Annotated in this window: 12 protein-coding genes; 7 read left to right on the top strand and 5 right to left on the bottom strand. The window is 61.8% G+C overall.

Going from position 1 to position 11,742, the window contains the following annotated elements; genetic code table 11:
• From EN991_RS08375 to EN991_RS08365, 3 genes are all read left to right on the top strand, one after another.
• Positions 1–1,055 (top strand): prolyl oligopeptidase family serine peptidase (locus EN991_RS08375; RefSeq protein WP_164768918.1); only part of this gene is annotated, 1,055 nt, incomplete at its 5' end.
• The gene (locus EN991_RS08370) at positions 1,052–1,678 is read left to right on the top strand and encodes a LysE family translocator (RefSeq protein WP_024505543.1); all 627 of its coding nucleotides are present in this window, start codon (positions 1,052–1,054) and stop codon (positions 1,676–1,678) included. The genes EN991_RS08375 and EN991_RS08370, both read left to right, overlap by 4 nt.
• 156 nt (positions 1,679–1,834) lie before the next feature.
• The gene (locus EN991_RS08365; RefSeq protein ID WP_013532664.1) at positions 1,835–2,242 is read left to right on the top strand and encodes an SET domain-containing protein-lysine N-methyltransferase; all 408 of its coding nucleotides are present in this window, start codon (positions 1,835–1,837) and stop codon (positions 2,240–2,242) included.
• A 1-nt stretch (position 2,243) separates the two neighbouring features.
• Here EN991_RS08365 and EN991_RS08360 read toward each other — a convergent pair whose 3' ends face one another.
• The 4 genes from EN991_RS08360 to EN991_RS08345 all read right to left on the bottom strand — a co-directional run bounded on the left by EN991_RS08360 (position 2,244) and on the right by EN991_RS08345 (position 5,382).
• Positions 2,244–3,191, bottom strand: a complete 948-nt coding sequence (locus EN991_RS08360; RefSeq protein WP_127368563.1) for a cytochrome c — start codon at positions 3,189–3,191, stop codon at positions 2,244–2,246.
• Positions 3,192–3,200: 9 nt separating this feature from the next.
• A complete protein-coding gene (locus tag EN991_RS08355; protein WP_013532666.1) occupies positions 3,201–3,641 on the bottom strand; it encodes a cytochrome c in 441 nt (146 codons plus the stop codon).
• Between the two features lie 156 nt (positions 3,642–3,797).
• Positions 3,798–4,397, bottom strand: coding sequence for a superoxide dismutase (locus tag EN991_RS08350; RefSeq protein WP_013532667.1), 600 nt, complete (start codon positions 4,395–4,397; stop codon positions 3,798–3,800).
• 106 nt (positions 4,398–4,503) lie between these two features.
• Positions 4,504–5,382 (bottom strand): branched-chain amino acid aminotransferase, encoded by an 879-nt coding sequence (locus tag EN991_RS08345; protein ID WP_024505546.1) that lies wholly within the window; start codon positions 5,380–5,382, stop codon positions 4,504–4,506.
• A gap of 157 nt (positions 5,383–5,539) precedes the next feature.
• Between EN991_RS08345 and EN991_RS08340 the strand changes: the two genes are divergently transcribed.
• Both EN991_RS08340 and EN991_RS08335 read left to right on the top strand, forming a co-directional pair.
• Positions 5,540–6,202: a haloacid dehalogenase type II gene (locus tag EN991_RS08340; protein ID WP_024505547.1), complete on the top strand. Its 663-nt coding sequence runs from the start codon at positions 5,540–5,542 to the stop codon at positions 6,200–6,202.
• Positions 6,203–6,372: 170 nt separating this feature from the next.
• Complete coding sequence (locus EN991_RS08335; RefSeq protein ID WP_013532670.1) at positions 6,373–7,197, top strand: L,D-transpeptidase; 825 nt, start codon at positions 6,373–6,375, stop codon at positions 7,195–7,197.
• A gap of 35 nt (positions 7,198–7,232) precedes the next feature.
• Here EN991_RS08335 and EN991_RS08330 read toward each other — a convergent pair whose 3' ends face one another.
• Positions 7,233–8,780, bottom strand: coding sequence for a helicase HerA-like C-terminal domain-containing protein (locus EN991_RS08330; protein ID WP_127368562.1), 1,548 nt, complete (start codon positions 8,778–8,780; stop codon positions 7,233–7,235).
• Between the two features lie 367 nt (positions 8,781–9,147).
• On the opposite strand from EN991_RS08330, the gene EN991_RS08325 reads away from it, so the two are divergent.
• Together EN991_RS08325 and EN991_RS08320 are read left to right on the top strand one after the other, a co-directional pair.
• Positions 9,148–10,590 carry a methylmalonyl-CoA mutase subunit beta gene (locus EN991_RS08325; RefSeq protein WP_024505548.1) on the top strand — a complete coding sequence of 481 codons (1,443 nt, stop codon included), beginning with the start codon at positions 9,148–9,150 and terminating at the stop codon, positions 10,588–10,590.
• A partial coding sequence (locus EN991_RS08320) for a methylmalonyl-CoA mutase family protein (protein WP_245460922.1) occupies positions 10,587–11,742 on the top strand: 1,156 nt, incomplete at its 3' end. The genes EN991_RS08325 and EN991_RS08320, both read left to right, overlap by 4 nt.

Here is an 11,742-nt window from a genome sequence, read left to right as displayed (position 1 = left end):
GCATTGTGGTGCGCGACCGTATCAGCGGCGAGGAGCATCTTCTGTCCCTCGACGAGGAGGCCTTCTCGCTCGGCCTGTCGGGTTCCTATGAGTACGACACCGAGATCATGCGCTTTTCCTACTCGTCGATGACGACGCCCGCGCAGGTGTTCGACTATAACATGCGCACCCGCGAGCGGGTGCTGCTGAAGACCCAGGAAGTGCCGTCCGGCCATGATGCGGACCATTATGTCACGCGGCGGCTGATGGCGCCGGCCAGCGATGGCGAACTGGTGCCGATCTCGCTTTTGCATCATCGCGACACGCCGCTGGACGGATCCGCACCTTGCCTGCTTTACGGCTACGGCTCCTATGGCATCACCGTGCCGGCCGCCTTCAACACCAACTGGTTCTCGCTGGTCGACCGCGGCTTTGTCTTCGCCATTGCTCACGTTCGCGGCGGCAAGGACAAGGGCTATGGCTGGTACGATGACGGCAAGCGGGAGAACAAGATGAACACGTTCACCGATTTCATCGCCGTCGCGCGCCATCTGGTCACGGAGCGTTACACGGCGCATGACCGTATCGTCGCGCAAGGCGGTTCGGCCGGCGGCATGCTGATGGGTGCCGTCGCCAACATGGCGCCGGATTGTTTTGGCGGCATCGTCGCCGAGGTTCCCTTCGTCGATGTGCTCACCACCATGCTCGATGCGACCCTGCCACTGACGCCGCCGGAATGGCCCGAATGGGGCAACCCGATCGCGTCCGCCGACGACTATCGGACGATCGCTGCCTATTCGCCCTACGACAATGTCTCTGATCACGACTATCCGCCGATCCTGGCGCTGGCCGGTCTCACCGATCCGCGCGTCACCTATTGGGAACCGGCCAAATGGGTGGCCCGGCTGCGCGACCGCAAGAGCGGAGACAATCCGGTTCTGTTCAAGATCAACATGGATTCCGGTCATGCAGGCGCTTCCGGCCGGTTTTCGCGGCTGGAAGAGATCGCCTACACCTATTCCTTCGCGCTGAAAGTGATGGGCAAGGCGCAGCTTACGGGAGCAACCAACCAATGATCGACCTGACCACCCTGATCGCCTACATCGCGGTCGTGCTCGGCTTCGTCTTCATTCCAGGCCCCGCCACCCTGCTGACGATCGCCCGGGCAACGAGTTCCGGAACCAAGGTCGGGATCGCGACGGGCGCCGGGATCGCTGCCGGCGACGTCTTTCATACCGTCATGGCCATGATCGGCATCTCGGCGATCATCGCCGCGTCGGCGACGCTGTTCAGCGTCATCAAGTACATCGGCGCGGCCTACCTGGTTTATCTCGGCATTCGCGCGATCATCGAGAAAACACCGGCCAACCCGGCGGCCGGTGCGCTCGCGATCTCCGCCGGCAAGGCGTTTCGACAGGCTGTCCTGACCGAAGTGCTCAACCCCAAGACCGCTCTGTTCTTCCTCGCTTTTCTGCCTCAGTTCGTGCGGCCTGAAAACGGATCGGTGATGCTTCAGATGACCGCGTTGGGGGTCATCTTCGTCATACTGGGCCTTTTCAGCACGGTCGTCTTTGCCGTGAGCGCTGGCCGGCTCGGCACGTTCCTGCGCCGAAATCCGTCGGTGTTACGATTGCAGGGCAAAGTTGTCGGCGGCATCTACTGCGCTCTGGGCGTCCGTCTGGCGCTGCAGCAACGCTGACTCTGGACGATGATCGATGCACCCTTGCCAGAGGGCTGGGTGTCAGGACTTTTTGAAGCTCCCGTCGCTCATTTTCACTCGCAATTGCGACGACCGCGCGCTACCCAGTGCGCGGCTTTTCCGGCCTGACAGCCTCCAATCGCGTAAAGGTTCATTATGCTGCTCGTCGACGTCTATCTCGACAAATCACCCATCCAGGGAATCGGCGTCTTTGCCAAGAACCACATTCCTCGCGGTACTCTGATCTGGAAGTTAGACCCAAGGTTCGATCGGCTCATCGAGGTCGAGACTTATGAGCGGGCGGCCGGCCCGGTGAAGAGCTATCTCGACCGCTACTCCTATCCTGACCGCCGCGATCCGAACTACATCGTCTTCGAAGCCGACGACGCGCGCTACATGAACCATGCCGACGAGCCTAATTGCGACGTCTCCTCACCCGAGGAGAGTTTTGCGCTGCGCGACATCGCGCCTGGCGAAGAGTTGACCTGCAACTACAACCATTTCTTCGAAACGGGCTTCGATTTTCTCGGTGACCGCCACCTGTCATCCGCAGACTCGATCTAGACTAGTTCGCCCTCTTGCGGGCCGGATAGCCGTTTGGATGCGCGGGTATCGCCTTGAGATAGGCGGCGATGGCAGCACGGTCCTGCGGCGCCAACTCGGCCATGTTTCGCTGCACGTCGACCATGGCGCCGCCGACGGAATCAAAATCGGGCGTGAAGCCGGTTTCGAGGTAGTTGACGATGTCGGCTTCCGACCAATCGCCTATACCGCCCTCGCCCGATGTGATGTTCGGCACGACGCCGCTGCCTTCGGCAGCCACCGCACCGGCCAGCCACACGTTCTTTTTCGTACCACCTGCAAGGTCGCGCGGCGTATGGCATTCGCCGCAATGGCCCGGCCCCTCGACCAGATAGCGGCCGGCCATGACCGGATCGGGCGTGCCAGCGGGAAATGGAACGACCGGCTGGTCGCTAAGATAGAGCAATTTCCACAGGCCAATGCCGCGACGAATGTTGAAGGGAAAACCGAGCGAATTTGCAGGCGCCTTGCCGGCGACGGCCGGCAGCGTCTTGAGAAAGGCATAGAGATCGCCAATGTCGGCCGGATTCATGCGCGCGTAGGACGCATAGGGAAACGCCGGATAGAAGTGTCGGCCCGAAGGCGACACGCCCTTCAGCATGGCATTGGCGAGGTCCTCGACCGACCATGCGCCGATGCCGTCCTTGGCGTCTTGCGAAATGTTGGGCGGCACGAAGGTTCCGAACGGCGTCTTGAGCTCGAGACCGCCCACGAGTTGAAGCCGCGCATCGCCCTGTGAGCCCGGCTTTGCATGGCAGGATGTACAACCGCCGGCATAAAAAATGCGCTTGCCCCTGGCTGCGTCGCCAGGACCGAGCTTGGCCAGGGTCTCCCTGTCGAGCCTCACCGGCGCCGACCCGGCCCACCCGGCAACCGCGCCGACGCCGCCGAGGATGACGATGGCGCCGACGAGTTTCTTTAGCCAGGGCATCGCCCGCTATCAGCCTTTTTTCACCCGGTAGGTCTGGTGGCAGGTGCCGCAATCGGAGCCGATGGCGCCGAATTGCGCCTTCAACGCATCGACGTCGGCAGGAGCGGCAGCGGCCGCTGCCTTGACGTCGGCGACATATTTGGCGTTGGTGGCCTTGAAGCCGGCCATGTCTTCCCAGATCTTCGGCGACGCAGTGGTATCGCCGCCCGTGTCGCTGCCCGCCGGAAACAGCGCGTCTACGTCGACTTTCTCGGCATTCGCATGCAGCGCCTGCAGCGCCGTCAGCACCGCGGCGGCATCAAACGGCTCCTCGCCCTTGACCACTTTCGACAGGCCGCCGACGATCTTTCCACGTTCCTTCATCAGTGCCTGCCGGTCGAGGATCGGGTCGGCAAAGGCCGCCGAAGCCGCGAGTGCGAGCATAGAGATGGCGATAACAAGCTTTCTCATTCAATTGGCTCCATGATGAAGGCATTTCGGGACAGGACGTCAACGGATGCTACAGAGGGAAAATTCCCTTCCCCCTGATGATTTTTGCCGGACCTTTGCTCTTGCGGGACGCAGAAAAGAAAAGCCCCGGGTGATACCGGGGCTTCTGGAAATCGATCACTTCGCCTTTTCGTACAATTCCAGGACATGGTCCCAGTTGATCAGGCTGTCGACGAACGCCTCGAGATATTTCGGCCGGGCGTTGCGGTAGTCGATGTAGTAGGAGTGCTCCCAGACATCGACGCCGAGGATCGGCGACGCGCCATGGACGAGCGGGTTTTCGCCGTTCGGTGTCTTGGAGATCGCCAGCTTGCCATCCTTGACCGAGACCCAGGCCCAGCCGGAGCCGAACTGTGTCGTGCCAGCGGCAATGAAGTCGGCCTTGAACTTGTCGTAGCCGCCGAGATCGCTATCGACTGCCTTCTGCAAGGCGCCCGGCAGCTTGTTGCCGCCGCCGCCTTTCTTCATCCACTTCCAGAAATGGATGTGGTTGTAATGCTGGGCGGCATTGTTGAAGAGGCCGGCATTCTTGCCGAACGACTGCTTGACCACCTCTTCGACCGACAGATCGCCCAAGCCGGCCTCGGCGGCGAGTTTGTTGCCGTTATCGACATACGCCTTGTGGTGCTTGTCGTGGTGATATTCCAGCGTCTCTTTCGACATGTAAGGCTGCAAGGCCTCATAGTCGTAAGGCAGAGCGGGCAATTCAAAGGCCATGGATAGTACTCCCTCGTGGAAAAATCCGGTGTCGATACCGGAGTAAGATAGGTCTGGAATGGGTTGGGACAACTCCGGATGAAGCGTCGATCGCCTTTTTATCCGCTCAAACAGCAGAAGTCGAATGCGCCCAATCCCAATAGAGTTCGCGCGCTTTTTTGGCCACCGGCCCGGGTTGCAGATTGCGATCCTCGATGCGCGTGATCGGCACCACCTTGGAATGGTTCCCGGTCGAAAAAATTTCGTCTGCTTCGAGGAAATCGCGCACCGACAGCGTCTTTTCCGTGGTCCTGAAGCCATATTCGCCGAGCAGCGCTATCGTGCGCGAGCGGGTGATGCCGGATAGGAAGGTGCCGTTCGGCGCAGGCGTAAAGACGTGGCCATCCTTGACCAGGAAGATGTTCGAGGTTCCGGTCTCGGCGACGTTGCCCAGCATATCGAGCACCATTGCGTTGTCGAAGCCGCGCATCTTGGCTTCGAGAATGGCCCTACCGTTGTTGGGGTAAAGGCAGCCGGCCTTGGCGTTGGTCGGCATGGTTTCAATGGTCGGACGCCGGAACGGCGACACGGTCACCGAAAAGCCAGTCGCCGGAATCATCGGTGATTCATAGAGGCAAAGGCAAAAGCGCGTCGAGGCGGGATCGGCCGGCACGCCCATATAGCCGCCATGCTCGGCCCAGTACATCGGCCTGATATAGACCGCCGTCTTGCCGTCGAACTTCTTCAACCCATCCCATGTCAGCCCGACGATCTTGTCGGCGCTCATGTTCGGCTTCAGGCCGAGCGCAATCGCCGAGGAATTCACCCTGGCTGCGTGGAAGTCGAGATCCGGCGCCACGCCTTCGAACCAGCGGCCGCCGTCAAAAACGCTGGTGCCGAGCCACATGGCGTGGCTGCGCGGCCCCAGAATGGCGACGTTGCCTTCGTGCCAATCACCATCGACGAAAGTCCATGTCGTGGATTGCGCCGCAGCCGCCAGTGTCATCATCTCGTCCCGTCTCAATCGGTCTCGTGTGACAGCCATTGGAAGATGCTTTGGCGGGCGCCGTCAACCGGCATCATGGAGTTTTGTTGAGGCCAGTGCCGGGGCGCAATGCAATCAAAGCTTGCACCTTGTCGCGCCTGCCCTCAAAACTGCTGTCATGCAATACGCCGCCTATGTCTTCGACGCCTATGGCACGCTGTTCGACGTGCATGCCGCCGTGCGCCGTCATGCCGACCGGATCGGGCCGGACGGCCAATTGTTGTCCGAGATCTGGCGCGCCAAACAGCTCGAATATTCCTGGGTGCGCACGCTGATGGGCGCCTATGCCGATTTCTGGCAACTGACCGAACAGGCGCTCGATTTCGCCTTGCGCAAGGTTCCCTCGGCCGACCCCGGTCTCAAGGCGATATTGCTGGATGCCTATTGGCGGCTCGATTGCTATCCGGAAGTGCCGGCCGTGCTCAAGGCGCTCAAAGCTTCGGGAGCGAGGCTGGCGATCCTGTCCAACGGCTCGCCAGAAATGCTGCAGGCGGCGGTCAAATCCGCCGCGCTCGACCAGGTTCTGGACGATATCTATTCCGTCGATACGGTGCGGCGCTTCAAGACCGATCCGGCGGTCTACGACATGGTCGCCACCGGCTGGCGCCTCTACCCCGGCGCGGTTTCCTTCCAGTCGTCCAATCGCTGGGACATTGCAGGCGCCACCAAATTCGGCTTTCGCACGGTGTGGATCAACCGCTCCAACCAGCCCGAAGAATACCGGGACTTCCCACCGGCCCTGATCCTGCCGTCGCTCGAAGCCCTTGTGCCCGGCAGCTAAGAGACCTGTGTCTCTGGCGCCACAGTAGCAGCCTGGTCACAGCTTCGCCTTTCTTTGCCCACGTTCGGGCCAGAATCGGAACCGCCTATCGCCCCAGGTGTTGTCAGGCACCCGCGTAACTGTCGGCGAATTCACGCTTTGTTGCGATTTGAGACTTAAAGAAGGCAACCATGTCCATAACTGAAATCGAATCTTTTCGCCTGAGCCGTCGCGGCTTTCTCAATGCCGCAGCCCTGGGCGCCGCTTCGATCGCGGTTTCCGCATGCGCCACCACCGGGCCGGGTCCGGTCGAGCCGCCGCCACCAACCTATGTCGAGCCGCCTCTGGCGGACTATGTGACGATGTATGCAGCAGTCAGCGACGGCGGCTTCGATTTGCCGGCCATCCCAGTCGACAAGATCGATCCGCAATTCCTGCGTCAGATCGTTCCCGACCCGACGGGACAGAAGCCGGGAACCATAGTCGTCGATACGACCGGCCACTTCCTTTATCTGGTTCGTCCAGGCGGTCAGGCGATACGCTACGGTGTCGGCCTTGGCCGCGCCGGCTTCGAATGGTCCGGCGACGCCGTCGTTCAGTGGAAGCAGAAATGGCCAAAATGGACGCCGCCGGACGAAATGATAGCCCGCCAGCCGGAACTGAAACCCTACAGCGCCGACAATGGCGGCATGCCCGGCGGCCTGAAGAATCCGCTCGGTGCACGCGCGCTCTATCTGTTCCAGGGCAATGTCGACACGCTCTACCGTCTGCACGGCTCGCCGGAGTGGCGCTCGATCGGCAAGTCGGTGTCGTCAGGCTGCGTGCGTCTGATGAACCAGGACATTATCGACCTCTATGATCGCGTGCCCTCGAAGACGCCGGTCATCGTGACCAGCGACGCCAGCCAACCCATGGTGGCGACGGCCAACCGACAGGCGATCCCGATCGATGCCGGCGTGCCGGACGGTTCGGTGCTGCTTGGACCGGTCAAGGCGATCACGAATTCGATTTTCTGAGCTGACTAGGCAGCGGCGGCGCCCGCTGCCTCCAGTCACCGCCCGCGCGACAAGCTCCCCAGAATGCCGCGCACGATTGCCCGACCGACCGAAGAGCCGACCGAGCGCACCACCGACTTGATCGCCGCCTCTGCGACCGTCTGGCGGTTGGACGGGCGCGGTGCAGATGTGCGCCTGCCACCGGATTGCGGCGCGGGATCGTCATTGCCGAAGCCCGGAATGGTCCAGCGCGAGCCGCCGTTGCCGGCCTGCTGGGCCTGCTCTTCGGCATCCTGCGCGTCCTTGGCCTTTTTCTGCAGCATTTCGAAAGCCGATTCGCGATCGACGGCCTGATCGTACTGGCCGGCGACCGGGCTTTCCTGGATCAGCTTTTGCCGCTCAGCGGCCGTTATGGGCCCAAGCCGCGAGGATGGCGGGCGGATCAGGGTCCGCTGCACCATGGACGGAACACCCTTGGCTTCCAACGTCGAGACCAGCGCCTCGCCAGTGGCAAGCTGTGTAATGGCGGTCATGCAGTCGAAATCGGGATTTGGCCGGAACGTTTCGGCCGCCGTCCGGACTGCCTGCTGCTCGCGCGGTGTATAGGCGCGCAGCGCGTGCTGGACGCGATTGCCGAGCTGGGCCAGGACTTTTTCAGGGATATCCAAAGGGTTCTGGGTGACGAAATAGACGCCGACGCCTTTCGAGCGGATCAGTCGGACGACCTGTTCGACGCGATCGATGAGCACCTTGGGTGCTTCGTCGAACAGAAGATGGGCCTCGTCGAAGAAGAACACCAGCTTCGGCTTGTCGGGGTCGCCGACTTCCGGCAGCACCTCGAACAGCTCCGACATCAGCCATAGCAGGAAGGTCGCGTAGAGCCGCGGATTCATCATCAGCTTGTCGGCGGCAAGCACGCTGATGGCGCCGCGTCCGTCGCGGGTGGTGCGCATGATATCGGCGATACGCAGTGCCGGTTCGCCGAAGAAGTTTGCGGCCCCCTGCTGTTCGAGGACCAGCAGCGTGCGCTGAATAGCCCCGACCGATGGCTTCGTCACGTTGCCATAGCGTGAGCCGATCTCGTCGGCGCGCTCGGCGATGTTGGCGAGCAGCGCCTGCAGGTCCTTCATGTCGAGCAGCAGCAGACCTTCCTCATCCGCCAGGCGGAAGGCGATGTTCATGATGCCTTCCTGCGCCTCGGTCAGGTTCATCAGGCGCGACAGCAACAACGGCCCCATTTCCGAGACCGTGGCGCGGATCGGATGACCCTGCTCGCCGAACAAGTCCCAGAAGATAACGGGAAATTCCTGGAAGTCATACGGATCGAGCTTGACCTGTTCGGCCCGCTTGACGAGGAAATCCTGTGCCGTGCCCATCATCGCGATGCCCGACAGATCACCCTTGATGTCCGCGCAGAACACCGGCACGCCGGCGTTGGAAAATCCTTCGGCCAGGATCTGCAAGGTGACGGTCTTGCCGGTGCCGGTGGCGCCGGTCACCAGGCCGTGACGATTCCCATATCGCAGCAACAACTGCTCGGCACGCTGATAGCTGTCGTCGGGCTTTCGGCTGGCGCCGATGAAAATACTGGTCTCGTCAGCCATATGTCCGGTCTCCGCAAACTGATGTGTCTAAAGCCAGTGGCCTTGCCGCAGGTATAGTGAGGCCATTGCACAGCGACAATGCCATTCGTCCAAATCGGGGCCATTCGTCCAAATCGGGGCCATTCGTCCAAATCGGGGCCATTCGTCCAAATCCGGGCCATTCGCCCAAATCGGCCCCATTCGTTCAGATCGGGTTTTTGGAGCTTGCGGATTTTGCCGCTGTTTGGCAATCGTCGTCCACGCGGACTGACCTATATCTGATGGATCGAATCCGGTCTCTGAAAGCGCATTGCATTGCGATATCGGACCGGGGACCGTAGACTGAACCGCTCCCGGCTGGTGCGGCCGCATGAAACGAGGAGGACGGATGGGCGCCGGAGCCTTGATCCAGGACGTGGAACCCGAGAACGCCGAGCGTCAGCGATGGCTCGCCTTGGCGGAAAAGGCATTGGCAGGCGCTTCCTTCGAGGAAAAGCTGGTCTCGCACAGCGATGACAACATCCGTATCGAACCGCTCTACGACCGCAGCACCGCGGCGGAACCGATCGTGCGTACAAACCCGAAATCGCCATGGATCGTCAGCCAGCGCATCGACGATCCGGACATCGACCGTGCCAGAAGCCAAGCGCTGGAGGATGTTGCACAGGGTGCCACGGGATTGTCGCTGGTCTTCGAAGGGGCGCCCAACGCGTTCGGCTACGGCTTGCCGAGAACGGCGGAGGCGCTGGAGGCGGTGCTGGACGGCATACCGCTCAACCGCATCCAGGTTCGCATCGACGCCCATCCCTGGAGCCGCGCCGTGGCCGACTGGTTGGTCGCGTTCCTGAGCAAGCGGCGATCGGACCCGGCAAAGCTCAACCTCTCCTTCGGCATCGATCCAGCGGCGATCTTCGCGGGAACCGGTCGGTTGCGCATGTCGATCGAGGCGCTGCAGGCCTCTATGCCACAGTCGCTGGCGCACTTCTTCGCGATGGGCGTTCCGGGCGTGCTGCTGGAAGCTGACGGGCGCGTGTTCCACAATGCCGGCGCCACGGAAGCGCAGGAACTTGGCATCATGCTGGCTTCGGCTGTCTCCTATCTCAGAATGTTCGAGACGGCGCGGCAGCCGCTTGTCTATGCCGCACCCCATATCGGTTTTGCGCTCAGCGTCGACCAGGACCAGTTGCTGTCGACGGCCAAGATGCGAGCACTGCGCAGGCTATGGGCGCGGGTGCAGGAGGCTTGTTCGATCCCGACATCCACCGCCAATATCCATGCCGAGACGTCGTTTCGCATGATGACGGCGATGGATCCGGAGACCAACATCCTGCGCACCACCATTGCATGCTTTGCCGCGGCGTGCGGCGGCGCCGATTCGATCTCCATCCTGCCGCACACGATCGCGCATGGTCTGCCGGCGGGTTTTGCCCGTCGTGTTGCCCGCAACACGCAGCTGATCATGGCCAATGAAAGCCATATCGATCATGTCACCGATCCCGCCTATGGTTCCGGCGCCGTCGAGGCGTTGACCGCGGAGTTGTGCGAGTTGGCCTGGGCGGAATTGCAGACGATCGAAGCCGAGGGCGGTGTCCTGTCCAGCCTTCAGGACGGACGCATCCAGAAGCGCGTCCACGCAGCTGCGGAGCAGCGCAATGCAGCCTACCGCACAGGCCAACGGGCCATCATCGGCACCACGCTCTATCCATCGAAAGACGAACGTCCGGTCGAGACGCTGGCGGCGGAACGGCGGCCGGCCTTCACCGAAGGCGTTGCCGTCTGCGAGGCGCTGTTTCCAGTCCGCATCGACCAATCGATCGGAGCCGGCTCTTGATCCCGGACTTCGGCCAGATCGGCTGGGTCCCGCCACGCCGCGCTCCCGTCGAGGTCAAAGGCCAGCGGACCACGCCGGAAGGGCTCGTCGCCAAGCATCTGTACAATCAAAGCGACCTCAAGGGGTTGCCGCATCTCGACACCTATCCCGGCCTGCCGCCCTTCGTGCGCGGCCCCTACCCGACCATGTATGTCCAGCAGCCCTGGACGATCCGGCAATATGCCGGCTTCTCGACGGCCGAAGAATCCAACGCATTTTACCGACGCAACCTTGCCGCTGGTCAAAAGGGCCTGTCGGTCGCCTTCGATCTCGCCACGCATCGCGGCTATGACAGCGATCATCCGCGCGTTGCCGGCGATGTCGGCATGGCTGGCGTCGCCATCGATTCCATTCTCGACATGCGGCAGCTCTTCGACGGCATTCCGCTCGGCGAGATGACGGTATCGATGACGATGAACGGCGCGGTGCTGCCGATCATGGCGCTCTACATTGTCGCGGCGGAAGAACAGGGCGTTGCGCAGAAAGATCTCGCCGGCACCATTCAGAACGACATTCTGAAGGAGTTCATGGTCCGCAACACCTACATCTATCCACCAAAGCCCTCGATGCGGATCGTGTCGGACATCTTCTCGTACACATCGAAGAACATGCCGAAGTTCAATTCGATATCGATCTCCGGCTATCACATGCAGGAGGCCGGCGCGACGGCCGACCTTGAACTCGCCTATACGATCGCCGATGGCATCGAGTATGCTCGCGCCGGCGTCGCGGCCGGCCTCGACATCGACCGCTTCGCGCCGCGCCTGTCCTTCTTCTGGGCCATCGGCATGAATTTCTTCATGGAAGTCGCCAAGCTGCGGGCCGCGCGCCTGTTGTGGGCGACCCTGATGCAGAAGAATTTTTCGCCCAAGGACGAGCGCTCGTTGTCGCTGCGCACCCATTGCCAGACTTCTGGCTGGTCGCTGACGGCGCAGGATCCCTACAACAACATTGTCCGCACCATGATCGAGGCAATGGCTGCAACGCAGGGCCACACCCAATCGCTGCACACCAATTCCTTCGACGAGGCGATGGCGCTGCCGACCGACCATTCGGCGCGGATCGCCCGCAACACCCAGCTCATCCTGCAAAAGGAATCCGGCACCACGCGCA

Source organism: Mesorhizobium sp. M7A.F.Ca.US.005.03.2.1, from assembly GCF_003997795.1.
Taxonomy (GTDB): domain Bacteria; phylum Pseudomonadota; class Alphaproteobacteria; order Rhizobiales; family Rhizobiaceae; genus Mesorhizobium; species Mesorhizobium ciceri.
This window is presented reverse-complemented; position numbering and strand designations above follow the sequence as displayed.

Excerpts from the sequence above, each read along its gene's own strand:
- EN991_RS08335 (WP_013532670.1), top strand. The coding sequence starts at position 6,373 with ATGTCCATAACTGAAATCGAATCTTTTCGCCTGAGCCGTCGCGGCTTT.
- EN991_RS08365 (WP_013532664.1), top strand. The coding sequence starts at position 1,835 with ATGCTGCTCGTCGACGTCTATCTCGACAAATCACCCATCCAGGGAATC.
- EN991_RS08325 (WP_024505548.1), top strand. The coding sequence starts at position 9,148 with ATGGGCGCCGGAGCCTTGATCCAGGACGTGGAACCCGAGAACGCCGAG.
- EN991_RS08340 (WP_024505547.1), top strand. The coding sequence starts at position 5,540 with ATGCAATACGCCGCCTATGTCTTCGACGCCTATGGCACGCTGTTCGAC.
- EN991_RS08360 (WP_127368563.1), bottom strand. The coding sequence starts at position 3,191 with ATGCCCTGGCTAAAGAAACTCGTCGGCGCCATCGTCATCCTCGGCGGC.
- EN991_RS08350 (WP_013532667.1), bottom strand. The coding sequence starts at position 4,397 with ATGGCCTTTGAATTGCCCGCTCTGCCTTACGACTATGAGGCCTTGCAG.
- EN991_RS08330 (WP_127368562.1), bottom strand. The coding sequence starts at position 8,780 with ATGGCTGACGAGACCAGTATTTTCATCGGCGCCAGCCGAAAGCCCGAC.
- EN991_RS08345 (WP_024505546.1), bottom strand. The coding sequence starts at position 5,382 with ATGACACTGGCGGCTGCGGCGCAATCCACGACATGGACTTTCGTCGAT.
- EN991_RS08370 (WP_024505543.1), top strand. The coding sequence starts at position 1,052 with ATGATCGACCTGACCACCCTGATCGCCTACATCGCGGTCGTGCTCGGC.
- EN991_RS08355 (WP_013532666.1), bottom strand. The coding sequence starts at position 3,641 with ATGAGAAAGCTTGTTATCGCCATCTCTATGCTCGCACTCGCGGCTTCG.